This is a genomic window from Psychrobacter vallis (assembly GCF_904846715.1).
Taxonomy (GTDB): Bacteria; Pseudomonadota; Gammaproteobacteria; order Pseudomonadales; family Moraxellaceae; genus Psychrobacter; species Psychrobacter vallis.
The window spans coordinates 107,868-132,074 of record NZ_CAJHBU010000007.1 but is presented as its reverse complement, the minus strand read 5'-3'; the positions used below and the strand labels follow the sequence as shown (position 1 = coordinate 132,074).

General features: G+C 44.4%; 21 protein-coding genes. 8 read left to right on the top strand and 13 right to left on the bottom strand.

Annotated features, from left to right (window positions below; all coding sequences use genetic code 11):
- The first annotated feature begins 88 nt into the window (after positions 1-88).
- From JMY02_RS06550 to JMY02_RS06540, 3 genes are all read left to right on the top strand, one after another.
- A complete protein-coding gene (locus tag JMY02_RS06550) occupies positions 89-1,453 on the top strand; it encodes an efflux RND transporter periplasmic adaptor subunit (protein WP_201596452.1) in 1,365 nt (454 codons plus the stop codon).
- Positions 1,450-4,548: an efflux RND transporter permease subunit gene (locus JMY02_RS06545; protein WP_201596450.1), complete on the top strand. Its 3,099-nt coding sequence runs from the start codon at positions 1,450-1,452 to the stop codon at positions 4,546-4,548. Before JMY02_RS06550 ends, JMY02_RS06545 begins: the two co-directional genes overlap by 4 nt.
- A 271-nt stretch (positions 4,549-4,819) precedes the next feature.
- Positions 4,820-5,434, top strand: a complete 615-nt coding sequence (locus tag JMY02_RS06540; RefSeq protein ID WP_201596448.1) for a YceI family protein — start codon at positions 4,820-4,822, stop codon at positions 5,432-5,434.
- Between the two features lie 111 nt (positions 5,435-5,545).
- Here JMY02_RS06540 and JMY02_RS06535 read toward each other — a convergent pair whose 3' ends face one another.
- The 4 genes from JMY02_RS06535 to JMY02_RS06520 form a co-directional block, all read right to left on the bottom strand.
- The gene (locus JMY02_RS06535; RefSeq protein WP_201596446.1) at positions 5,546-7,051 is read right to left on the bottom strand and encodes a tripartite tricarboxylate transporter permease; all 1,506 of its coding nucleotides are present in this window, start codon (positions 7,049-7,051) and stop codon (positions 5,546-5,548) included.
- A gap of 5 nt (positions 7,052-7,056) precedes the next feature.
- Positions 7,057-7,512: a tripartite tricarboxylate transporter TctB family protein gene (locus tag JMY02_RS06530; protein ID WP_201596444.1), complete on the bottom strand. Its 456-nt coding sequence runs from the start codon at positions 7,510-7,512 to the stop codon at positions 7,057-7,059.
- Positions 7,513-7,627: 115 nt separating this feature from the next.
- The gene (locus JMY02_RS06525) at positions 7,628-8,647 is read right to left on the bottom strand and encodes a Bug family tripartite tricarboxylate transporter substrate binding protein (RefSeq protein ID WP_201596442.1); all 1,020 of its coding nucleotides are present in this window, start codon (positions 8,645-8,647) and stop codon (positions 7,628-7,630) included.
- A gap of 300 nt (positions 8,648-8,947) precedes the next feature.
- Positions 8,948-10,237 carry an SLC13 family permease gene (locus JMY02_RS06520; RefSeq protein WP_201596440.1) on the bottom strand — a complete coding sequence of 430 codons (1,290 nt, stop codon included), beginning with the start codon at positions 10,235-10,237 and terminating at the stop codon, positions 8,948-8,950.
- A gap of 338 nt (positions 10,238-10,575) precedes the next feature.
- On the opposite strand from JMY02_RS06520, the gene JMY02_RS06515 reads away from it, so the two are divergent.
- From JMY02_RS06515 to JMY02_RS06495, 5 genes are all read left to right on the top strand, one after another.
- Positions 10,576-11,301, top strand: coding sequence for a GntR family transcriptional regulator (locus tag JMY02_RS06515; protein ID WP_201596438.1), 726 nt, complete (start codon positions 10,576-10,578; stop codon positions 11,299-11,301).
- 241 nt (positions 11,302-11,542) lie between these two features.
- Positions 11,543-12,550, top strand: coding sequence for a DUF1852 domain-containing protein (locus tag JMY02_RS06510; RefSeq protein WP_201596436.1), 1,008 nt, complete (start codon positions 11,543-11,545; stop codon positions 12,548-12,550).
- A gap of 56 nt (positions 12,551-12,606) precedes the next feature.
- A complete protein-coding gene (locus JMY02_RS06505) occupies positions 12,607-13,635 on the top strand; it encodes a methionine synthase (protein WP_201596434.1) in 1,029 nt (342 codons plus the stop codon).
- A gap of 38 nt (positions 13,636-13,673) precedes the next feature.
- Positions 13,674-14,177, top strand: coding sequence for a flavin reductase (locus JMY02_RS06500; RefSeq protein ID WP_201596432.1), 504 nt, complete (start codon positions 13,674-13,676; stop codon positions 14,175-14,177).
- A 216-nt stretch (positions 14,178-14,393) separates the two neighbouring features.
- Positions 14,394-15,200, top strand: a complete 807-nt coding sequence (locus tag JMY02_RS06495) for a sulfite exporter TauE/SafE family protein (RefSeq protein WP_201596430.1) — start codon at positions 14,394-14,396, stop codon at positions 15,198-15,200.
- A 163-nt stretch (positions 15,201-15,363) separates the two neighbouring features.
- Here JMY02_RS06495 and JMY02_RS06490 read toward each other — a convergent pair whose 3' ends face one another.
- The 9 genes from JMY02_RS06490 to ribH all read right to left on the bottom strand — a co-directional run bounded on the left by JMY02_RS06490 (position 15,364) and on the right by ribH (position 24,107).
- Positions 15,364-15,861, bottom strand: coding sequence for a GNAT family N-acetyltransferase (locus tag JMY02_RS06490; protein ID WP_201596428.1), 498 nt, complete (start codon positions 15,859-15,861; stop codon positions 15,364-15,366).
- A gap of 21 nt (positions 15,862-15,882) precedes the next feature.
- Positions 15,883-16,122 (bottom strand): hypothetical protein, encoded by a 240-nt coding sequence (locus JMY02_RS06485; RefSeq protein ID WP_201596426.1) that lies wholly within the window; start codon positions 16,120-16,122, stop codon positions 15,883-15,885.
- 251 nt (positions 16,123-16,373) lie between these two features.
- Positions 16,374-17,132, bottom strand: coding sequence for a tRNA pseudouridine(65) synthase TruC (gene truC, locus JMY02_RS06480; RefSeq protein WP_201596486.1), 759 nt, complete (start codon positions 17,130-17,132; stop codon positions 16,374-16,376).
- Positions 17,133-17,323: 191 nt separating this feature from the next.
- Entirely contained in the window at positions 17,324-19,168 is a 1,845-nt protein-coding gene (gene glmS, locus JMY02_RS06475; RefSeq protein WP_201596425.1) for a glutamine--fructose-6-phosphate transaminase (isomerizing), read from the bottom strand.
- Between the two features lie 134 nt (positions 19,169-19,302).
- Positions 19,303-20,685 (bottom strand): bifunctional UDP-N-acetylglucosamine diphosphorylase/glucosamine-1-phosphate N-acetyltransferase GlmU, encoded by a 1,383-nt coding sequence (gene glmU, locus JMY02_RS06470; RefSeq protein ID WP_201596422.1) that lies wholly within the window; start codon positions 20,683-20,685, stop codon positions 19,303-19,305.
- A gap of 139 nt (positions 20,686-20,824) precedes the next feature.
- The gene (locus JMY02_RS06465; protein ID WP_201596420.1) at positions 20,825-21,406 is read right to left on the bottom strand and encodes a phosphatidylglycerophosphatase A family protein; all 582 of its coding nucleotides are present in this window, start codon (positions 21,404-21,406) and stop codon (positions 20,825-20,827) included.
- A 3-nt stretch (positions 21,407-21,409) separates the two neighbouring features.
- Entirely contained in the window at positions 21,410-22,453 is a 1,044-nt protein-coding gene (gene thiL / locus JMY02_RS06460) for a thiamine-phosphate kinase (protein WP_201596418.1), read from the bottom strand.
- A gap of 2 nt (positions 22,454-22,455) precedes the next feature.
- Complete coding sequence (gene nusB, locus JMY02_RS06455) at positions 22,456-23,328, bottom strand: transcription antitermination factor NusB (protein ID WP_201596416.1); 873 nt, start codon at positions 23,326-23,328, stop codon at positions 22,456-22,458.
- Between the two features lie 257 nt (positions 23,329-23,585).
- Positions 23,586-24,107 carry a 6,7-dimethyl-8-ribityllumazine synthase gene (gene ribH, locus JMY02_RS06450; protein ID WP_021812897.1) on the bottom strand — a complete coding sequence of 174 codons (522 nt, stop codon included), beginning with the start codon at positions 24,105-24,107 and terminating at the stop codon, positions 23,586-23,588.
- Positions 24,108-24,207: the final 100 nt, after the last annotated feature.

Sequence of the window (24,207 nt, the reverse complement as noted above, 5' to 3'; positions counted from 1 at the left end):
GTTCTGACCAGTGGCTGTTTCTAAGTAATTGTTTAAGTGACTGTTTAAACGCTGCTTTTATTATTATCCGTATTTATAGAGACCGATTATGAGTGACTTTGAAGACCCTAATAATGAGCAAGAGCCCAATGCTCAGCAAAAGCTGAATGCCCAGCCGCTACCTGAGTCTAAGTTGCCACCATATCGCACATCCAATACAGGGAATAGTTCGTCATCAAAATACCCTTTATGGTTGTTACCGGTATTGGCGGTGGTTCTCATCATCGGTGTACTGCTTGGTAAGTATTGGGGCAGTAATGATGAAATAGCGACAGATGAGTCATCAGACTCTATCAGTGCGCCAAGCGATAGTGCGAATATCAATAATGCCAACACCGAGCAAGCGGTACTGTCAGTAGAAACAGTGATGCCAAGCCAAGATGATATTGGTAACACGTTGAGCGCTGATGGGACAATCAATGCCAAAGACACAGCGAATGTCAGTGCCAAGGTGACTGGCGTGGCGATTGAGCGGATACTGGTTGAAGAAGGCGATCGTGTCAATGCGGGTCAAGTACTAGCAGTGTTTGATACCGATGCCATGGAGCAGCAAGTCTTGCAAGCAGAAGCCGACGTTGCCGAAGCAGAGGCCACGCTTGCCAATGCCAGCGCCGATGCTATCCGCGTCCTGCCATTGATAGACATTGATGCCATTAGCAAACAAGAAGCTGATCGCTATCGTACCGCCGAGGTGAGAGCCAGAGCCGCTTTGCAAGCATCAAAAGCGCGCTTAAGCAATCAGCGTTTGACACTAGAGAATGCCAGCGTTGTCGCACCAATCAGTGGTGTCATTAGTGAAAAAATGGCAGAAGTTGGTATGGTCGCTGGTGGTGATCCGTTATTTACGATCATTAAAGGGGGCGTTTTAGAGTGGCGAGCGGATATCGATCCCAAGCTGGTCGGCGACATCAATATCGGCACGCCTGTACGCGTGAGCTTACCAGATGGTGATTCTGTCATGGGGCAGGTGAGCCGCATTGCGCCGACAGCGGATAACAATCGTCAAATTACGATTTATGCCAGCTTAGCAGCCAACACAAAAGTACGCGCAGGTATGTTTCAAACGGGTGAATTCCTATTGGGCAGTGCCAGCACACAAACAGTTCCCAATAGCGCTATCGTGAGCAATGACGGCTACGATTATGTGATGCTAGTAACCAATATCACAACTAAAAACGGTGCGAGCGTTGGCCGTATTAAGCAACAACGAGTGACGCTTGGCGAGCGATTGGACGATAACGTCGCGGTCACTGAGCCATTGCCCGAGGACAGTCGAATTGTCAAGCAGGGCGGTAGTTTCTTGAACGAGGGCGATCTGGTGCGTATCGTTAATACTGTCAGCCAAGCCACCAATCAAACGGATGCGACTTCGGATACAGCAACCACTGGCACAGCCACGCAGGCGCGCTCATGAGCCTAAATGTTTCCGCTTACTCCATCAAAAACCCACTGGTTGCCATTTTGTTGTTTGTGCTGCTAACGTTAGGCGGCATCTATGGCTTTATGCAAATGAAGGTGCAGCAGTTTCCAGATATTGACTTGCCAGCGGTCGTGGTCACGGTAACCCTGCCCGGTGCCGCGCCAACGCAGCTCGAAAATGACATCGCAAAAAAGATAGAAAATAAGCTGACCAGTATTGAAGGCGTCAAGCATATCAGGACGACGCTACAAACTGGTGCGGCCACAATGGTCACGGAGTTTGTCCTAGAAAAAGACATTCAAGAAGCCGTCGATGATGTACGTTCAGCAGTCGGTGAAGTACGTGGCGATCTACCCGCTGCTGCCAATGACCCCATTATTACCAAAGTCTCCACAGCAGGGTTTCCAGTCGTGACTTACTCGGTCGCGTCTGAAAATATGAATGTAGAAGACCTGTCATGGTTTGTGGATGATACCGTTACCAAACGTCTCTCTGACATTCCTGGTGTCAGTGCGGTCGGTCGTGTAGGCGGGCTTCAGCGTGAAATTACGGTCGCCGCTGATCCCATTGCACTCAGTGGCTTAAAGTTCTCTATTACACGGTTATCCGATCAAATTGCAGGCATTCAACAAGACAGCTCAGGCGGTGAAGCAGAAGTAGGCAAAACCACTCAGACTATTCGGGTACTGGGCGCGGTGGAGCGTGCTAGTGAGCTAAATGATTTACAAGTAACGGTTCCGACAGGTGGTACGCAAGCCCTCGGACGGATGGCACAAATCACTGATGGTGCGGCGGATCCCAGCTCTATTGCCAAGTTGAATGAGCAAACGGTGGTGGCATTTAATATTACTCGATCGCGCGGTGCCAGTGAAGTGGACGTGATGGAGCTGGTGGATGCAGAGCTTGCCAAGCTGACGGCCGATACGGGCAATATCAATATCGAAAAAGTTTATGATCGAGCAACGCCCATTGCAGAAGACTATCAAGCCTCATTACGCATGTTGATCGAAGGTGGTCTGTTGGCCGTGGTGGTGGTTTTCTTATTTTTACGCAATATTCGGGCGACCATCGTTGCAGCAGTTGCTTTGCCGCTATCCGTCATTCCGACCTTTTTGGGTATGTATTTATTTGACTTTAGTCTCAATATCATCTCGCTACTCGCCTTATCATTAGTAATTGGCGTATTGGTTGATGACGCTATCGTTGAGGTTGAAAACATCATACGACATCTGCGCATGGGTAAGACGCCTTATGAAGCAGCGATGGAGGCGGCGGATGAAATTGGCTTGGCGGTGGTTGCAACGACGTTTACACTGATCGCAGTGTTTTTACCCACGGCCTTTATGGGCGGTGTCGTTGGGCAATTTTTCCGTCAGTTTGGCTGGACGGCGGCCTTATCGATTTTTGCGTCATTAATGGTCGCGCGTCTCATTACCCCAATGATGGCCGCGTATATCCTGCGACCAGAAAAAAAGCATGTCGAAAAACAAAGTGCCCTGATGGATTGGTATCTAAAAATAGTCACGTGGACGCTGCGTTATCGCTGGCTCACGATGGGTGCAACCTTAGTGTTGTTTGTGGCCTCGCTGACGCTTGTGAAATTACTACCGACTTCTTTTATTCCGGATAATGACATCGATCAGACACGTGTGGCGATCGAGCTGACGCCTGATGTGGCATTAGAAGATACTGAGCGAGTAGCAGCGCTGGCGAGTGAGCGAATTTTGGCGATGCCGGAAGTGACCAATATATTTACGTCAGTGGGTGAAACTCAGGCGACCATGGACTCAAACTCTAGTGGCAGCGGCAAGGCAGAGAATATCGCTGGTTTAGATATTGTGCTCGCACCAAGGGCAGAGCGTGGTTCTAAACAAGAGATTGAACGTCAGATAAGTAATTTATTGGCAGAAGTGCCGGGCGCGCGCTTTACGGTTGGTTTATCGAGTGGCGGTGAGAGCGGTTATAACTTTTCTATGACCAGTACCAATCCCCAGCTGCTTGAACAAACTGCCCAGCAAATCATGTCAGAGATTCGAGCGTTGCCCAGTGCGGGTTCAGTGACCAGTGACCGTAGTTTGCCGCGTCAGGAGTTAACGGTCACGCCAGACCGACTGGCGATGGCCGATAAAGGCGTAACCACGCAAGACATCGCGACGACATTACGTGTGGCGACTGTTGGTGACTATGAGCAGCGCTTATCCAAACTCAACCTAGACACGCGCCAGATTCCTGTTGTGATTCGTCTGCCAGATGTTGCCAAGCAAAACGTCAGTCAATTAGAAGGCTTATACGTACCAAGTTCCCTACCAGCAGGACAGGGCGTAAGGGTAGGTGAGGTTGCGTCGCTAGACTTTGGTACAGGGCCTGCACAAATTAAAAGGCTCGATCGAGAGCGTGCGATCAGTATTACGGTTCAGCCTGCAAATGGCGAGCTTGGCGATTTGGTACAAGCGGTCAAAGCCATACCTGCTATGCAGACGTTACCACCTTCGATTACGATGATTGACCAAGGTCAAGCAGAAAACATGGCTGAGCTATTTAGCGGTTTTGTGATTGCGATGTCGGTTGGGGTAGTTTGTATCTTGGGCGTGCTTATTTTATTATTTGGCCGTGTGTTACAACCGTTTACTATTTTGATGGCTTTACCGCTCTCTATTGGCGGTGCCTTTGTCGGCTTAGTTATTACCAATAGCAGCCTCTCTATGCCTTCCATGATTGGGTTTATTATGCTCATGGGCATCGCGACCAAAAACTCTATCTTACTGGTCGATTATGCGCTGATTGCCCAGCGTCGTGGCTTGGCACGTTTTGAAGCCATCATTGATGCCTGTCGCAAGCGGGCGCGTCCTATTATTATGACTACCATTGCGATGGGTGCTGGTATGTTGCCATTGGTATTTGGGTGGGGAGATGCCGATCCTACGTTTAGGCGTCCGATGGCAGCGGCTGTGCTAGGGGGGCTTGTTACCTCCACGTTATTGAGCTTGGTCGTGATTCCAGTTGTTTATACGCTGATGGATGATTTGTCAGGTTGGTTTGCCAAGTGGCTCACGCCAAGCGGTAAAGAAGGCGCTGCGGCTGAGAAATAAATTTGGTTTATGATTTTAATAGGCTATGGCAATCAGTATGATTTTATCGTCAATATAGTGAATTAAGTATAAAACGAGTCAGCGGAACTGGAATGAATTTTTTGCAGCCTATGTCTGCGAAGGCACAGCAAGCAAGAAAAATTTGTACCAGTTCCGCGTTGGAACGTATCAGTTTTATTTAGAATCGACTATATATAAAATGAATATAAGAGAAGTGTTCAATCACAGAGGATGCGATTGACCAAACATCAACTGTCAAAGGAATGTCATTATGCCGAAAATTTTACGTTCAAAAATCGCTCGATCTTACGGTAAACCTTTAGCGGTTATCATTTTTGGCGCGTTGAGTATCGCTAGCAGCCATGCAACGTCCTATAATATAGACCCTGCCCATACCAATGTACGTTTTGCCATTGATCACTTCAATACCTCTACCAATACAGGTGGCTTTTATAATTTAACCGGTCAGCTAACCTATGATCCGAAGGTTAAGACAGGTAGTATCTCGCTTATTATTCCTTTAAACAGTTTAAATACTGGCAACAAAGCTTTTGACATTATGCTCAAAAGTGCCGACTTTTTTGATGTTGAAAAACTTCCATTGGCACGTTTTGAATCGACACGGTGGCATTTTGCGCCCAATAAAGACAACTCAGAGGTCACCAAAGTAGATGGGTTGCTGACGCTACATGGTAAAACCAATCCTGTTACGTTGACGGCCACAAAATTCAACTGTTATTTGAGTCCTATCTTAAAAAAATCGGTCTGTGGTGGTGACTTTACGACGACCATTGATCGGACGAAGTGGGGCATCAGTAAATATACATTGCTAGGTATGACAGAAAAGGTCGATTTAACCATTCAGATTGAAGCAGCAAAGCAGTGATAATCGTTTAAAGATAAAAGCGAGATGCTGCTATACCAAAAAGCAAAACGGTGATCATACCTAAAGTACAATCACCGTTTGAGACATCTCTGGATATAGCGTGTTTAGAATCTATACAACCATCTTCTTAAAGCGTTTACGATACATTTTACGGATGATTGGCATGAAGATCATGACAACGACAAGACCCCATAGTGCTACCGTGATTGGGCTACTCCATAGAATAGACATTTCACCTTGAGAGATAGACAGAGCACGTCTCAAGTTAGACTCCATCAGCTCACCTAGTACATAACCTAGGATAAGCGCTGATAATGGGAAGTGTAATTTACGTAAGAAATAACCAAAGATACCTAGTGCTACCATGAACACCATATCAAAAGTCGTACTATTGATAGAGTAAACACCAACGAAACTAATAGCAGCAATTGATGGTATCAGAATGTAGTTTGGTACGTTCAGTAGCTTAGAGAAGAAACCAACCAACGGAATGTTCATTACCAGCAAAATCACGTTACAGATGAACAAAGAGGCGATAAGACCCCAAACGATGTCAGGCTGTTCAGTAAATAGCTGTGGACCTGGCGTGATATTGTACAACGTCAACGCACCCATCATGACCGCAGTTGTACCAGAACCAGGCACACCCAAGGTCAACATTGGCACGAATGAGCCACACGCTGACGCATTGTTAGCTGCTTCTGGAGATGCCAAACCACGAAGATCGCCTTCACCGAACTTACCGCTATCGCCAGCAATTTTACGTTCACTAGCGTAGGTCATCGCACTCGCAATAGTTGCGCCTGCACCAGGTAGGATACCAACGAAGAAACCCATTGCGCCACTACGTAACATGGCACCAATGGTGAAGAGGAACTCTTTCATGTTAAATAAGCTACGCTTACCTTGCGCAACTATTTTACCACCCGTACTGGTTCTTTCGAGCAAAATCAAGATTTCACTAACACTGAAGAAACCAATAACGATGGTTGTAAATTGGATACCATCAGATAAATTAACTGAATCAAAAGTATAGCGATATATACCTGTGACCGCATCAACACCAACAGTCGCAAGGCCTAGACCAATCAAGGCTGATACGGCCGTCTTAATCGGTTGATCACCGACCAAACCACTCAAACAGCAAATCGCGAATACCATCAATACGAAGTATTCAGCAGGACCAAAAGATATCGCCCATTTTGCCAATAGAGGGGCGAATAAAACCACACCGATAGTTGCAATCGTCGAACCAATAAACGAGGCAACCGCAGAGATGGACAAGGCAATACCTGCTTTGCCTTGTATTGCAAGAGGGTTACCATCCAATGAGGTCATCACCGCTGCGGCAGATCCAGGTACGTTGAGTAGAATGGCAGAAATACGGCCACCATATTCACAACCAAGATAAACAGCCGCCAGTAAGATCAGCGCACTCTCTGGTGGCAGACCGAGAGCAAAGGCAAAAGGTAATAGTATCGCCACACCGTTGATAGGGCCAAGGCCTGGTAACATACCCACGACAGTACCAATAAAGGCACCAATAAGGGCGATCAGTAAATTTTTGGGTAAAGTGGCTACGGAAAAACCGTGCATTAAAAAGTCAAAAGTTTCCATAATAGCTATCCCATTATTCCTGATAATATTCCAAGTGGCAGAATGACATCCAAGGCCATGTCAAATAAGACATATAGGGCGATACTGATCACAACTGAAAAGATAATACTTTTAACAGGGTTGCCTGCAAACAATAGACCAACTGCAAAACACATGAGTGTGGTAGAAATAATAAAACCGAGTGGCTCAAAAATTAAGCTGTAGATCAGCAATGCACTGATGCACAAAACAAGGTTTCTAAGAACGACCTTGTTATAGCCTAAATCAATGACTTTTGTAAATCGCGCTGGACGAAAGGCGATAACCAAGGTCAAAAGTGCCATTAGTGAGAAAATCAAAATAGGGTAGGGTCGAGGGCCAATAGGATCATAGGCGATGGGAGCGACGTAGCCGAAAGCTAAGTAAACAAAAAATAAGCAAACCAGTCCCATCAGACCAGAGAACGCGCGTTCCATTGTCATAGCAGTAATCCTTAAATTCTAAAATAAAAGGTTGATAGATGTGTCATCTGTCAACCTTTGATGAATACTATAAAATTTAGTATTCAATCATTAAGGGAGTATGGTCTTAATGAGGCTATTTGGCTTCAGCGCCAAGAAGGTTATATTCAGCTGATAGCTCACGTAGCTCGCCAGTACGCTTATAAACATAGGCTTCAAGCTCTTCACCCGTCATAGAGAAAGGTAGTAGCTCTTGCTGTTCGCGCAATTCAGCAAACTTTGGATCAGCAAGCATCTTATCAAAGGAGGCTTTCCACCAAGCATAAGCAGCAGGACTCACATCTGGACCCATGTAATAACCGCGAACAACAGGCCAATTAACATCGTAGCCTTGCTCTACAGCAGTAGGAATATCTGCCATGCTACCGCCCAGTCTTTCTTCGGCAAACACTGCCAATACTTTCAGCTTACCAGCATTGGCTTGTGGCATAATCTCTGCAATACCAGCACTCACGACAGTAACATGATTACCCATGACCGCAGTAATCGCCTCTCCGCCGCCTTCCATCGCCACATAAGTCATGTCGCTAGGGTTAACACCAACTGCTTTAGCCAAAATAGCCGTTTGCATCCAATCCTGACCGCCGACACTACCACCAGCCGCAAAACTAATCGCTTTTGGATTTGATCTGAGTTCAGCGACCAATCCTGCTAGATCTTTGATTGGTGAATCGGCATTCACAGCAATAGCGCCATAATCAGTACCCACGCCTGCTAGCCATTTCACGTCTTTTTCAGTGAATTTACCAAATTTACCTTGCGATAAGTTCAGAATAGAGCCAGTAGAAAACGCGACAATCGCATCGTTATTTGAACGATCATTGGCAACGATTTTGTTGTAAGCAACCGCACCAACGCCGCCTGGCATATAAGTGACTCGCATAGGATCTGTTAGGATGCCAGTATCTCTTAAGCCAGATTGTGCAAGCTTACAAGTCAAGTCGAAGCCACCACCTGGTTTTGCAGGGGCGATACATTCTGGACGTGAAGGACCTGAAAATTCATCTGCGCCTGCGCTAGCAGTTTCGTTAGCGTTGTTACATGCGGTGAGGGATAATACAGACAGGCCAATAGCCAAATAAGATAGTTTGTTCACACGACGCTCCTTGTGTGTTTTGTTTTACTAAAAAAACCAATAAAATTTTAACTAAAGTCGTAAAGTTATTGCATGAAATGTTCATGCTCGATTGACTCAGGTGAGTAAACTTTATAACGATAGAACTTTAAATGTTATGCAAAAGTAACAGAATATTTTAAAAATGACAAGAAACATATGTATGTATGTATGAATTTTATTTTTACAAAGCAAAACCTTATATTCATAGTTTGAACATTTGTATGTTTAAAACAGGCAGTATGGTGATTCAGGAGTTTGAGACGGAACTTATCATAGTGCTCAAAATATGAGCTGGATAACCAAAATCGCGCATATTCCAATAATGATATCTAGGGGCAGTGCTTTAAACAGCAGAATATTTAAAAGCCGACCTTTATCTATATGCAATTGAGAAGCTCCCAAGGTTAGACTGCCTCCTGATGAAAAAGGGGAAATGGATGAGCTTTGAGCACCAACCACAATACAGACAAATAATAGTAAAGGGTTCAAACCAGAGGCAACGGCTAACGCTGGCACCATAGGAAATAAAGTAGGCGCTACTACCCCCAGTGTACTCGCAAAAATCGACATAATTGCGCTAATAACAAACACTAAAGTCGGTATCATCCAGATAGGTACGTTCGTACTTAGCCATTCTGTCAGCTCGTAAATAACCCCTACTTCCACCCCGACGCTCATCAACATACTGACGCCACAAATCATAATGAGCGTATTCCAAGGTATCAAGGCAATCACGGTTTTTTCGTCACCCAGCTTCAAAAACAAACTGACCACAACAAAAAAAATGGCAATAAAACCAATATCAATCCGAGCATTCAAAAACTGAATCGCTTGTACTTGAGGCATCAGCAGATTTAGAATGGGTACAATAAGTACAATGGCCATCATAATAAAAATCAGCATAATAGACTGCCTTTGCTTATGGTCTAAAGGCTCTGGCAATATGCTTTGAATCACTATTTTACTATTCTTGGCATTGATAAAGCTGTAAACGCTCAATACAATGACTGGCATTAAAAAGGTAACAGCAAAAATTCCTAAAGCATACGTAAAGGTATTATCATTGGCCACACCAGCAGATCGCATGAGCTCTCTGAAGATAACGCCACTTTGTGAAGTGATAAAATTAGCGCCGGCTAGAGCACCGTAGTTCACTGACAAAATAGCCATAACGACATTTAAGTTGGTTCTTTTGGACAACAACAAAATCATAGGCGCCATAGTGGCTAACACTGTGTAATAACCAGCGCCTAAGCCTGCCACAATCGTGGCCGTAAAAAAAATAGCCAGCGGCAATAACGCTGGAAAGTGTCGACATTTATAAATCAGATGACTACACAATTTTTCTAAAGCACCGTTAGCCAAAGGAAAATTGTAGAAGAGCGTAACGGCAAAAATAACAAAGAAAATTTTGAGAGGCCATAGCTTAATAACTTCAGAAGCACTAAGACCCATACCGAAACATCCAATAAGGTATGAAAATACAATCGCAAACAAGCCGATATTAATTTTAGTGATGTAGCCCAGCGCAATAGAAATTACGATGGCCATCAAAATATATATAGTCATGTTTGCTCCTTGGCTTTGATTGTATAAAACCTAAATCTATCTACCTATGTATTTTCTAAAATAAAGCGTGTTGTGATAATGTTGACAGATAATTTTCTAGGTTCGCCTATTGTATAGGCGTTCAAAGCGTATTTAACTGAGTAGAATGATAGCAAAAATGGCGGTGTGAATGAGATGATATTCACCAAAAAATCTGGGTGGGCGTTAACATTAAAAGGATATTTAAAATTTGGTTAGGACTTAAGATAGAATGTCAGATATATTCTACTGCTTAGGCATGTAACCCTGCTTAACGTTCTTAAGGCAGATAATCAAAACCTTCACATTGTGGTGGAAAAATGATAGATAATTTCAAAAAGTTTAACATGCCACGTTATGAGCAAGTACGGTGGCATATTCAGACGTTACTCACGGAAAGTAAATGGGATGAAAGCACTCCCTTACCTACGGAACAGGACTTTGCAGATAAGTATCAGGTGTCGGTAGGAACCGTCCGTAAAGCGGTCGAAAAGCTAGTAGACGATGGGGTGTTGATAAAACATCAAGGCCGCGGCACTTTTTTAAAAAAACCAGATTTTAACACCTCCTTGTTAAGGTTTTATAAGTTCCGTGATCAAGACGCTCGCTACGTTATACCGACTGGCGTCATCAAAAAAATTATGTTGATAGAAGCGGTCGATACGATCAATAAAACATTGAATATTCGTGAAAACGAAGATCTGATTTATATAGAACGTGTGCGTATTGTCGAAGACAAAGTCATTTTGAGTGAAAGAATTTGGTTACCTAAGAACCGCTACCAAGAGTTTGTAGGCCTAGAACCAAAAGATTTTGAGAATCTTCTCTATCCTTTTTATTATAAAAAATGCGGACAATTTGTGTCCTCTGCTATAGAAACACTATTTTTTGTCACCAATCACATAGATCCTTATTTGGACAATACGCAACACGAAAACTTGGTTAAGGTATGCCGCATCGCTAAGAATTTGGAAGGTGATCCTGTTGAGTATAGAGAATCATATGGACTGGCAGAAAAATTCAGTTATGAAAGTCAGATTATTTAGTGGTCAGCTTAGCCAAATTAAAAAACACTTTTTCATCTCTTCTAGATTTGATGCATGTACTCTTAACGTTTTAATATTTTAACATCTTAATGAAAGCCCTTTCTATATCCTAAATTTATAAAAATGAATTATATTCATCTTTAGTTTAATTTACATCGTTTTTATTCATGTATTGATTCAGGCATAATTCACCTCATACAGAAATTTGGTTTTATTTTGAGTATTAGGGGAGCGGATTACCATGAGTAAAGAATTTGCCTGTTCAATTAAGAGTATTCGTTTTGATGAAAACTATCATCCTGCCGACAGCACGCGTCTGACGACTAACTTTGCCAATCTGGCACGCGGCGAGCATCGCCAAGAGAATCTACGCAAAACATTGAGAATGATTAATAATCGTTTTAATGCGTTGGCGCATTGGGATAACCCGACAGCAGACCGTTATTCTGTTGAAGTTGACATTATTTCTGCAAACATGGATATCGAAGGCAATGGCGAGACGTTTCCTGTCATCGAAACCCTAAAAACCACGATTGTTGATCATAAAGACAACAAACGTATTGACGGTATGATCGGCAACAGTTTCTCCTCTTATGTTCGTGATTATGACTTTAGCGTCGTACTGCTTGAGCATTTCGATAAAAATCCAGCCTCTGCGCCACCAGAGAATTTTGGTGACTTGCATGGCAAGCTGTTTCAATACTTACTGAATTCAGAAGCTTACAAAGCCAATTTTGATAAAAAACCAGTGATTTGCCTCAGCGTCTCCACTAGCAAAACCTATTACCGTACAGCCAATCAACACCCCGTATTGGGCGTTGAATATAAGCAAGATGAATACTCGTTAACCGACGATTATTTTCACAAAATGGGCTTAACCGTTCGATATTTTAAGCCTGCCGATAGTGCTGCGCCATTAGCGTTTTATTTTGCCGGTGACTTGTTGAGTGATTATACCGACCTTGAGCTGATCAGCGCGATTAGTACCATGGAGACGTTCCAAAAAATCTACCGACCTGAAATTTATAATGCCAATTCAAGCGCAGGCGATGTCTATCAACCCAGTTTGAAATACCAAGATTATTCACTGACTCAAATTGTGTATGACCGTGAAGAACGCAGTCAAATGGCAGTAAAGCAAGGTAAATTTACACAAGAGCAATTTATCAAACCCTATCAAGACGTTTTAGAGCAGTGGGCTGCAAGCTATTCTGTGGAAAAAGGCGCGGTTAAAAAGCATGCGGCCTAACGGGCCGACCGACAAAAAATGAAAACATAAAAACAAAATATAAAAGACGAGATACCATGAAAACATTATTACCGACCTCAACCGCTGGCAGCTTACCGAAACCTTCGTGGCTGGCAGAACCTGAAAAAATTTGGTCACCTTGGGCGTTAGCAGGTGATGAGCTTATCCAAGCCAAACAAGATGCTCTGCTAGTGTCGTTGCAAGAGCAAGTACGTGCAGGGGTCGATATTGTCAGTGATGGCGAGCAAACCCGTCAGCACTTCGTGACCACGTTTATTGAGCATCTTGACGGTGTCGATTTTGAGCAGCGTAAGACCGTACGCATTCGTAATCGCTATGATGCCAGCGTGCCGTCAGTGGTGGGTAGCGTGAGCCGTCAAAAGCCTGTGTTTGTTGACGATGCTAAATTTTTGCGCCAGCACACCGACCAGCCGATTAAATGGGCGCTGCCAGGGCCAATGACGATGATTGATACATTGTATGATGGTCATTATAAAAGCCGTGAAAAATTGGCGTGGGAATTTGCCAAAATTTTAAATCAAGAAGCGAGAGAGTTAGAAGCAGCTGGCGTGGATATCATTCAGTTCGACGAACCTGCATTCAATGTCTTCTTCGATGACGTGAACGATTGGGGTATTGCTACTTTAGAGCGTGCAATCGAAGGGCTAAAGTGCGAAACAGCGGTGCATATTTGCTACGGCTATGGCATCAAAGCCAATAACGATTGGAAAAAAACGCTGGGTTCAGAATGGCGTCAGTACGAACAAGCATTCCCTAAATTGCAGCAGTCAAAGATCGATATTGTCTCGCTCGAGTGTCAAAACTCACATGTGCCAATGGATTTGATTGAACTGATTCGCGGCAAAAAAGTGATGGTCGGCGCGATTGATGTGGCGACCAATGATATTGAGACGCCTGAAGCGGTCGCAGATACCTTGCGAAAAGCACTACAATTTGTCGATGCCGACAAGCTCTATCCCTCGACCAACTGCGGCATGGCGCCATTGTCTCGCCAAGTGGCACGCGGTAAGCTGGCAGCGTTGAGTGCTGGCGCAGAGATCGTTCGTCAAGAATTGACAAGATAATCTAAAGAAAATATACAGTCAAATTTAGGAAGTACGTGATGATTGAAGCAACTGATTTTAGAAATGCTATGGCGCGACTCACCACAGCCGTCAGCGTGATCACCACAAAAGGGGAGTCAGGCGTACACGGCTTTACCGCCTCCGCTGTTTGTAGCGTGAGCGATAGCCCGCCAACCCTTTTGGTGTGTATGAATCAGGCGGCACGATCGCATGGTCATTTTGTTGATCATAAAACCTTGTGCGTCAACGTGCTCGGCGCACAGCATGAACAGATATCCAATGCGTTTGCATCCAAATTGTGTTCAGAAGAGCGATTTCAACAAGGTTGTTGGACTACATTAAAAACAGGTGCACCGATGTTAGAGGATGCGCTGGTCAGTTTTGATTGTGAGATTGAGCAAATTCAGACAGTTGGTACGCACAGTGTCTTTATGTGCCGCGTCGTTGCTATTAGACAAAATGAACAACAAGGTGGGCAAGAGGAAAGCTTGGTTTATTTTAATCGTGCCTATCATCAAGTGGGTCAAGTACAGTTTGCTTAGGTCAGCGCTTAAGCCAATTATTTCATATAGTCGATCCATTCTAAAAGGATTACCGTTCTGCTGGTATGAATTTTATGAAGCATCTGTCACGCTTGCGAACAGCCAGCGAAGAAAATTTATACCAGTAGAACATCATTAATGGTTGTATCATTTTTATTCTGAATTGATTTAATCATTATCCAACCATTCATCATCTAACTGTGAAGTAAATATCCCGTGGAACTCATCATATTTTTCATAATAGGGGCTATAGCAGGGTTTGCGGCTGGGCTTTTTGGCGTAGGCGGTGGCACGATCATGGTGCCACTATTATTCATCGTTTTTACCCAAATGGGTTATAGTGCTGACACGACGATGCATTTGGCCTTGGGGACGTCACTGGCGACCATTGTTATAACCTCTATAAGCTCGTTAATGGCACACAATAAAAACGGCGCCGTCATGTGGCCTGTATTCAAAAATCTGGCACCTGGAATGGCCATTGGCTGTTTTTTGGGGGCAGGGATTGCCGGATGGTTGTCTGGGACTCATCTTCAGATCATTGTTGGCACGTTTTTGCTTTGGGTCGCCTTTACTATGCTGACTGGCGGTAAAAAGCGAGTAGAGGCAAATGCCAATAGGTCACTGCCTTCGACACCTAAGCAGCTCGGTGCAGGCGCTGGAATAGGAGTGGCCTCTGCTATTTTTGGTATCGGGGGAGGGAGCTTGACGGTTCCTTATCTCAATCGTTATGGTGTGGTCATGCAAAAAGCGGTTGGCACGTCAGCGGCGTGTGGTTTACCGATTGCTATTGCAGGTGCGTTAGGCTTTATGATTTTTGGGCTAAATGAGCAAGTAGATGTGCCTAATGCGATTGGCTTTGTACATATTTATGCGTTTTTGGGCATTGGTACCATGAGTTTCTTTACAGCCAAATTAGGCGCAAAAGCAGCTCATACCTTATCACCACAACTATTAAAGAAATGTTTTGCGTGGTTGTTGGTCGTTGTGAGCGTTTTCTTCCTATTTAAAGCGTTGTTTTGAGTATTTATACTTGTGTCTCTAAAATCCAAAGCGCTCGAGTTGGACTGCGCTGATTGGTCTAATATAAGTAGTTTTATGATAGCAGTCTGTCTTGAGTAGTCTATTAATAGGTTTAAAGGATGGATTGACTGGCTCCGCTTGGGTGTAGTCAAAATAATAGATATTAGAGTGCTTTTACCATTCTAATATCTATTATTTTGGTGTCCTCGTATAGCTCTTCATCACATTGTCCGTCAGACTCAAAACCAAACTTCTCATAGAAACTAATCGCAGTTAGATTGGTTTTTAATACCCATAAAGATAGACTGGAGCAGCTATTACATTGAGAAGCATCAATTAGGGCTGCGTCCATTAGCTTAGTACCTATCCCTAAATTTTGGTATTGCGGTAAGAGATACAAAGTGGTTATTTCACACTCTTGATCTTTCTTAAAGTAAGAAATAAATCCTACAGCAGTATCTTCAGCATCATATGCTATCCATGTATTCACACCAGAGCTAGGTAATACCTTCTTCCACATGTTCATTTTTTGAGACAGGTTATTTTCTTTGTCTCTATACGCTTTTGGTAAAAGGTTCGCATACGTAGCATTCCAACTTTCAAAGTGTATATGAGCAATATCTGATACGTCGTTCTGGTTTGCCTTCCGTATAAAAAACATGCGGCACTCCATAGTTAAATATTAGGGTAATACCACAGCGTAGCAAAATGAATCATTTGAGGTCTCATCTGATTCGTACGTAGATAAGGAAATATCTTGGCTGTCAGGATAATGTTTTAAAATTAATTCAATTTTATCGATAATACAATCTTCTGAATCTGTCATTTTCCCGTTGTACACAGCTTGTTTAAAATTCTCACCTTCGTGTAACTTAATTTTATACTTACCTTCTATTTCTAGTAGCTTTGAAAAAATACTCATATTTGTTCCATGTCTTTAATATTATTTAGATAATCATTGTATAGGCTTTTTCGTGTTCAATCAGAGTTTATGACAAATAAGGATTAGCAGTATGTTGAATACAAACGATGTCATTAAGGTATCAAGAAATATTCAAGACAATATCAGAGCATGCCATTTGGGTACGGTAGTGCATTGATTCAATCTAAAAGCCTATATCTATTCAAATAGTTTGGAATACAGCCTAAGATAAATTCTAAATCTTAAACTGCTTAACCTTCAGTGCTCTCCACCCAAGAAAATGCTTCCAGTATGCGCATCCATTGATCGTCCAGTTCTGCTTTGAGCAATAATGGCTCACCAGTGATCGGATGGCTGAGCATTAAAGTCTGGGCGTGCAGCAGCATGCGCATACAGTCATAGTGCGTACGAAAAAATCGTGTGTGCCGTATATCACCGTGACTCGTATCACCCACGATGTGATGGAATACATGCCTCATGTGCCGACGCAGCTGATGTTTGCGTCCCGTCTCAGGTGTCAGGCGCACAAGGCTATAGCGGCTTGTAGCATGCTTTTTTGACACCGCAAATGGTAGTTCAATCTGAGCCAAGCTTTGCCAATGAGTCACCGCCTCTTGAGCGGGTTTGCCCAAGTCGGCAAACTTATCGGCAATGGCATCTGGCTGAAAGCTCAACGCATAATCAACTGTGCCCTGTTCTGACATATAGCCGCGCACCACGGCTAAATATTGCTTGGTAATGGTATGTGCAGTAAAAGCCTCGGTCAAGCTACGCGCCACGGCTGGACTTTTGGCAAACAACAACACACCTGATGTCGGCTTGTCTAACCGATGCACCGGAAACACATGGCAACCGACCGCATCACGGGTGAGTTGCATGGCAAAGCGCGTCTCGCCTTTATCCAGCCAACTGCGATGCACCAATAGCCCAGCTTCTTTATTAATCGCCACCAGATATTCATCTTCATAGATAATGTCTATTTGGTTCGCGGTGTCGCTTTCGATATCCATGTTTTCAGTGCTCATGCTGTCGCTGCCATAATGATATAAATAATTGATGTTTTGCTACTGCTCCAGATACAAAAAATCCTTCGTCATCTCGGAACATCAGATGGCGAAGGATTTATAATAGTATGACAGATAATCACTTAGTAAGACAAGTCGTCAATAAGTAAAAATTACATTAAAATCAATAACTTATACTATTCGACCGTCACTGATTTTGCAAGATTACGTGGTTGGTCAACGTCTGTACCGCGCAACACGGCCACATGGTACGACAACAACTGTACTGGCACACTATAGATAATCGGAGCCAATATTTCACAGACGTCAGGTACATGAACCACGTGCAAACGATCTTCTGCGACCATCTGACTGGACTCACTAGCGAATACAAATAATTCCCCATGACGTGCATGCACTTCTTGCATGTTGGCTTTGAGCTTATCGAACATACTGTCTTTAGGGGCAAGGACGACGATTGGCATGTCTTTGTCTACCAATGCCAATGGCCCATGTTTGAGCTCACCTGCCGCGTATCCTTCTGCATGAATATAAGAGATTTCTTTGAGCTTTAACGCACCTTCTAGAGCGATAGGAAATTGCAAACCGCGACCTAAGAATAAACAGCTTTTCTTGTCTTCAAAGTGCTCACTCATGATCTTGATAGGCGCATCAAGATTTAAGCTGGTATACAACTGACCGGGCAATTGGTGTAGCTCGCCAATCAACGTGCTCAAGCGCTCTTCAGGCATACGCTGTTGAACGGCACCCACTTTTAATACCAGTAACATGAGAGCGACAAGCTGAGTGGTAAAGGCTTTGGTAGAAGCAACCCCAATCTCAGGACCTGCTAGCGTCGGCAAGAAAATATCAGTCTCGCGTACTAGCGATGAAGTAGGGACATTGCATAATGCCAAGCTGACGAGGCCTGCTGGTGCCTGCTTTTGCGTATCACGTAACGCAGATAAAGTATCCGCTGTTTCACCAGATTGAGAGATGCAGATGACTAAGGAGTGATCGACAACGACAGGATTGCGATAACGGAATTCACTCGCAACTTCAACAGAACAGGGCACACGAATTAGGCTTTCGAACCAGTATTTTGCAACCAGACCTGAATGATAACTGGTACCACAAGCGATGATTTGTACGTTTTTGATATCTTTTAACTGCGTTTCATGACGCTGCAAAAAGTCATCACGTAGCTTTGCGTTCTCGCCTTTGTCGAGGGCCATCTCAATGGTACGGGCGACCGCATCTGGCTGCTCATAGATTTCTTTGAGCATGTAATGTTTAAATTCGCCTTTGTCCGCATTGTGCTGAGCCGCATCAATTTCATGTATCTGACGTTTGACTTCGATGCCATCTGCATAGACTTGAATGCTGTTGCGCGTCAATTTAGCGATGTCACCTTCTTCTAGATACATAAAGCGGTTGGTGACCGGTAATAATGCCAATTGGTCTGAGGCGATAAAATTCTCACCGATACCCACACCAATTACTAGCGGCGAACCTAAACGCACGGTGATGAGCTCGTCTGGGCAATCAACATGCACGATACCCAAGGCAAAAGCACCATGTAATAGCGGAATAATAGTGCGAACTGCCTCTAGTAAATCAGGGTTTTCTTTATAAATATCATGAATCAAGTGGGCAACGACTTCGGTATCTGTCTGCGAAGTAAATTCATAACCTTTGGCCATGAGTGTTTCTTTGAGCTCAGCATAGTTTTCGACGATACCATTATGCACGACAGCAATCTTGCCTGAAACATGTGGATGCGCGTTACGCTGTGCAGGTTCGCCATGCGTGGCCCAGCGTGTATGAGCGATACCAGTATAACCATCAAAAAATTCTGGATTGATGGCGACTGCATCGACCAGAGCTTGAACCTTGCCCACTTGGCGCTCGCGATGCAACGCACCATCGCGAATGACGGTTAAGCCAGCAGAATCATAACCTCTGTACTCCAGACGCTTGAGACCTTCAAGTAAGATATTGGCAATATTACGCTCAGCAACTGCCCCTACAATTCCGCACATGGCTATTCCTTAAATTCACTGTATAAGTTGTCAAATCATCACTGAGCCGCCATGTCATATCATTGTCATGCGCTTGAGTGTGGTGTATGGTTCAAAATGTCACCTACTATTGAGAAATAATAGGTAAAAATTGATTATTTTGTGCGTTTGGTTGGACGCTGATAATCAGGTTTTTGTACCTGCCGCGCGCGCCCAAATGCCAGCGCATTGGCATCAACATCATTGGTGATAACAGAGCCTGCAGCGACGGTCGCAGTATCACCAATGGTGACTGGCGCGACCAAACTGGCATTGGAACCGATAAAGGCGTTATCTTTAATGATGGTTTGTGATTTATTGATGCCGTCATAGTTACAAGTAATCACGCCTGCACCGACATTGACGTTTGTACCGATGGTGGCATCACCGATATAGCTGAGATGGTTGACCTTGCTACCATGACCGATGGTGGATTTTTTTATTTCCACAAAGTTGCCAATGCGGCTGTTACTGGCCAAAAGGGTGTCAGGACGCAGATTTACAAATGGGCCGATGGTCACGCCAGCTTCAATCTGAGTCTGATCAGTGACACAATATGGCTTTAGATGGCACGCATTGCCGATATTGGTGCTCTTGATCACGCAGCCCGCTTCGATGTAGACATTGTCACCCAAGGTGCAGTCGCCTTCAAAGACCACATTAACGTCAATAAACACATCTTGTCCTGCGGTCAACGTACCACGAATATCGACACGGGTTGGATCAGCAAACTGCACGCCTGCTTCTTGCAGGTCAGCGACCAGCTTACCTTGCCATGTGCGCTCTAAGCTGGCCAACTGCTGACGGTTGTTAACGCCCTCAATCTCAAAGGTATGTTCAGGTTCAATCGCCGCAATGGTAATGCCATCAGCGACGGCCATTTTGACAATATCTGTCAGGTAATATTCTTGCTGAGCGTTGTCATTAGACAGCTCAGGCAGATATTTATGCAGTAGGGCGTTATCAACGCAGTAGATACCACTGTTAATTTCTCTGATATTTTGCTCATCATGACTGGCATCTTTTTGCTCAACGATGGCGGTAATGTTACCCGCTTGGTCACGTTTGATACGGCCTAGTCCAAATGGATTATCGACCGTCAAAGTAAGCATAGACATGCCGTCAGTGTTTGCCGTTTTTAATGCGGCTAACGTTTGGCAGCTCACCAATGGCACATCGCCATAAAGAATCAGACTTTGTCCTTCTTTTGGTAAATCAGACAGGGTCACTTTGACCGCATGTCCAGTTCCTAGCTGTTCCGTTTGCGCAACCCAAGTGATTGAGGCCTGCGCATACTGATCGGTAATCTCTGATTGTACTTGCTCACCGCCAAAACCGTGAACGATGATAGTCTCATCAACAGTCAACTGATGGCAAGTGTCTAAGACATGAGCGAGTAGTGATTTACCAGCCAGCGTTTGCAGTACTTTTGGCTTAGCTGATTGCATACGCGTGCCTTTACCGGCAGCTAGGATAATTACAGAAAGAGGAGATATCATAATGGCTCTTATAAATGTAACAAAATTTAATATCTGATTATAGCGCAAATGTTGATTCAACAAAAACGACATGACGTGCAAGCTTTGTAACTTAAGATTATATGATAAGTCATATAAAAACGCCTAACTGTGCATATAATTATAGCAACATACCCGCCATTACAATCACCCATACTACTGCTGCCATCACACCAGCAATAATATCATCCAGCATAATCCCCAAACCGCCAGCGACTTTTTTATCTGCCCAGCCAATTGGTGGTGGCTTGATAATATCAAAAAATCGAAACAAGACAAAAGCGATGATAAGGGCAATGATAGATAAGCCTTGGGATATGTCTTGCCAAAAACTGGTAGTAGAGACACCCATATAAGAAAATGGCAGTAACGTAATCCAGATACCCGCCCATTCATCCCAAACGATATGGGGGTCATCGTGGCCTTGCATCAGCTCAGAGGTGCGACCACATATCCAAATACCCAAAAAGCAGGATAAAACAGTAATAAGCAAAAACGGCACAAAACCTAAGCTCATTAAGGGTATCGCGACGATTAAACCACCGACCGTCCCCCATGTACCGGGCGCACGACGAGGCAGGCCACTACCTAAACCAAGACCAAGCCAATAAACCGCACGATCAAGCGGACTGGCATTTGCTGGCAGAGGTGGGCAGTCATTGGCTTTACTGACATCAGGCTTGGAGAGATTATGATCGGTCATAGGTTACCCTGTAAAATGTTGGTAACCAGTCAGCGTGGGCCATTTAGGAAATGGGGCAGGATGCGTCTGGGTTACTGGCTGTCCTTGATAATAAAGCTCAGGACATAAATGCGCGGCACTATTTATATGGTTTTCTATATGATTTTTTGGTTTGTCTACTAACGCGATGACTTCACCAATGCAGGTGACAGGTGTATTGCTGGCAGGCGGGGCGATATGAGCGGGTAAAGTAAAAGCCAGCTCGTAATCATCCCCACCAGCCAATTGACACAATAAACGCTCAGATAACGCCACGGTTTCTAAAGGTGTGCTAGTCGGGAGCTGCTCGAGATGTAAGCGCATGCCAACAGCGCTTTGTTGGCAGATATGCCCAAGGTCTTGATACAGACCATCAGAGATATCAATCATTGCTGTTGCACCGATTTTTGCCAATGTAGCACCCAATGTGATTCGGGGCGTAGGCATATGCAGACGATGTGCCAGTTCAATGCCTTGCGCGTTGGCAGGATGTTGCAAGGCATAGTTGGCATCGCCAAGTGACCCTGATACATAGACTTTGTCGCCAACTTGTGCCCCTGAGCGGTAAACAGCTGGCGTGCCTGCAGCAAGCAACCCTTGCGCGCTGACACTCAGCACTAAACTATCGCTGCGAGTGGTATCACCGCCAATCAGCGTGACACCAAACAGTTGGCAGGCATGAAATAAGCCTTTGGCAAACTCACTTAACCATTGCTCATTTGCCAAGCGCTCAGGTAATGCTAAAGCCAATAAAATACTATGCGGTGTTGCGCCCATGGCAGCAATGTCCGAGACGTTGACGGCGACCGCTTTGTAACCAATGGCAAATGCCAGCGTGTTTACTTGATCCCAGTCAGCACTAAAATGTCGACCTTGAACGAGCGTATCAATACAGCTCACTAAGCGAGAACCTGTAGGCAATGCCATCACCGCGGCATCATCACCAATGCCTTTTTCGACATCATTTGATGATGGCTGTGCCGCTTGCATTTGTGTAAATATACGCTCGATCAGCTCAAATTCATTCATGGCTAGTCTTGATTGTTTGCGTCGATAACACTATCGTTTTCTACCGTATTTTGAGCGGCGTCTTTTTTGTTTGCCTTAAACTCACTAATATTGGCACTGGCTTTGCTAGCGCTGTTACGTTTGACGGTAGTATTATTAGCGCTGATACGTGGTTTGTTTGAAGTGGTGGGTGTGTCATCGATATCAGCGTCAGGAGCATTTTCAGTATGATCGACTGGTTGCGCTTCAGGCTGTTTGGCGACTGCTTTTTGTGACGTACGTAAGTTGGCTTTGGTATCTGATTCTACTTCAATCGCACGTATGTCAACAGCCATTTTATCGAGTACTGCATTGATCAATTTATGAGCGTCAGTCGCGCCAAAATGATTGTTCAGCTTCATCGCCTCATCAAGCACGACTTTATAAGGAATCTCTAAGCGATTCTGTAGCTCATAAGCACCGATTAGCAAAATAGCGTGCTCGACGGTATCTAGTTTACCAATGTCGCGATCCAGATGCTGGCTGATAAGGATGTCTAGCGCCTCAATCTGCTCTGGGATATCGCGCATCATTTCATGATAATAACCAATATGTACGGTGTGCATGGCATTGGTTGCGCGCGTGCGGGCAGCGATATCATGCGGGGCATTGGCTTTCCAGCCAAGCTTGCCATCCACATCAAAGCGGCGGTCAGTGACGAGCCATTCGTATAAACCTTGCATGGCAAAGCGTCGCGCTTTACGGATAGCGGTGTGACTGGTCTTATAAGAAGACTCACTCATATCGAAGGTTTGATCACCCGCACTACTGCTCGCTATACGAGTAGCTTCAGCTTGCTTGTCATTGGCTTGTGCGGTTTTCGCAGCGCTAATAGCGCGCTTGAGTTGGTCAGTCATAGGGGGTCTGTACCTAAATTTTTGAGATGATACCCAGTCACAACATCAATCAGCAAGGTGTACTCTTTAAACACATTAAGACGAAATGTGTTCAGCACTTATGCGTGCGTGTTTGCTGACTCAGAGATGTGACAGGTATAGAAATACGGCGAAAATTCAAAAAACTGCCAATTATTTTGATAGCTGGCTAATGCTATTAGGTGCTGCTATTAGGCAATAGCAGCACCAATCAAACCGGTAAATACAAGTTTCAAATTTTAAGCGTCTTCGCTATCATCATCAATGTCTAGCTGTGATAGCACAGCAATCATCTCAAGCACAACCATAGCCGCTTCTGAGCCTTTGTTACCGGCTTTGGTGCCAGCACGTTCGATGGCTTGCTCGATGCTGTCGGTGGTCAATACGCCATTTGCTACTGGGATATTATAATCAATGGCAACGCTGCTTAAGCCTTTGGCAGACTCGCTCGCGACAAAGTCAAAATGCGGCGTGCTACCACGGATAATAGCACCTAAAGCAATGATGGCATCAAAGCGATCAGACTCAGCGGCACGCTGTGCAACCAATGGCAGCTCAAAAGCACCAGGTACGCGGATAACGGTAATATTGCTACCCAAGACACCATGACGGAGCAGCGCATCAATCGCGCCATCGACCAATGATTCAACGACGAATCCATTGAAACGACCAACCACGATACCGATACGGGCATCAGCATTTTGATGTAAATTGCCATCGATGTGGGTCACGTCATTGCGTTGCTGTTGTAAATTCGACATAAAAAATCCTTTGCGTAATGGGCGTTTAATGGAGATATAGGAGTAAATAATAGGCTAAATATAATAATAGATTCAAACAACTTATTTGCCAATCTAGCAA

Bases quoted from the DNA above. Each gene is read 5' to 3' on its own strand.
- JMY02_RS06550 (WP_201596452.1), top strand. From the start codon at position 89: ATGAGTGACTTTGAAGACCCTAATAATGAGCAAGAGCCCAATGCTCAG.
- JMY02_RS06545 (WP_201596450.1), top strand. From the start codon at position 1,450: ATGAGCCTAAATGTTTCCGCTTACTCCATCAAAAACCCACTGGTTGCC.
- JMY02_RS06540 (WP_201596448.1), top strand. From the start codon at position 4,820: ATGCCGAAAATTTTACGTTCAAAAATCGCTCGATCTTACGGTAAACCT.
- JMY02_RS06535 (WP_201596446.1), bottom strand. From the start codon at position 7,051: ATGGAAACTTTTGACTTTTTAATGCACGGTTTTTCCGTAGCCACTTTA.
- JMY02_RS06530 (WP_201596444.1), bottom strand. From the start codon at position 7,512: ATGACAATGGAACGCGCGTTCTCTGGTCTGATGGGACTGGTTTGCTTA.
- JMY02_RS06520 (WP_201596440.1), bottom strand. From the start codon at position 10,237: ATGACTATATATATTTTGATGGCCATCGTAATTTCTATTGCGCTGGGC.
- JMY02_RS06515 (WP_201596438.1), top strand. From the start codon at position 10,576: ATGATAGATAATTTCAAAAAGTTTAACATGCCACGTTATGAGCAAGTA.
- JMY02_RS06510 (WP_201596436.1), top strand. From the start codon at position 11,543: ATGAGTAAAGAATTTGCCTGTTCAATTAAGAGTATTCGTTTTGATGAA.
- JMY02_RS06505 (WP_201596434.1), top strand. From the start codon at position 12,607: ATGAAAACATTATTACCGACCTCAACCGCTGGCAGCTTACCGAAACCT.
- JMY02_RS06500 (WP_201596432.1), top strand. From the start codon at position 13,674: ATGATTGAAGCAACTGATTTTAGAAATGCTATGGCGCGACTCACCACA.
- JMY02_RS06490 (WP_201596428.1), bottom strand. From the start codon at position 15,861: ATGTTTTTTATACGGAAGGCAAACCAGAACGACGTATCAGATATTGCT.
- JMY02_RS06485 (WP_201596426.1), bottom strand. From the start codon at position 16,122: ATGAGTATTTTTTCAAAGCTACTAGAAATAGAAGGTAAGTATAAAATT.
- truC (WP_201596486.1), bottom strand. From the start codon at position 17,132: ATGGATATCGAAAGCGACACCGCGAACCAAATAGACATTATCTATGAA.
- glmS (WP_201596425.1), bottom strand. From the start codon at position 19,168: ATGTGCGGAATTGTAGGGGCAGTTGCTGAGCGTAATATTGCCAATATC.
- glmU (WP_201596422.1), bottom strand. From the start codon at position 20,685: ATGATATCTCCTCTTTCTGTAATTATCCTAGCTGCCGGTAAAGGCACG.
- JMY02_RS06465 (WP_201596420.1), bottom strand. From the start codon at position 21,406: ATGACCGATCATAATCTCTCCAAGCCTGATGTCAGTAAAGCCAATGAC.
- thiL (WP_201596418.1), bottom strand. From the start codon at position 22,453: ATGAATGAATTTGAGCTGATCGAGCGTATATTTACACAAATGCAAGCG.
- nusB (WP_201596416.1), bottom strand. From the start codon at position 23,328: ATGACTGACCAACTCAAGCGCGCTATTAGCGCTGCGAAAACCGCACAA.
- ribH (WP_021812897.1), bottom strand. From the start codon at position 24,107: ATGTCGAATTTACAACAGCAACGCAATGACGTGACCCACATCGATGGC.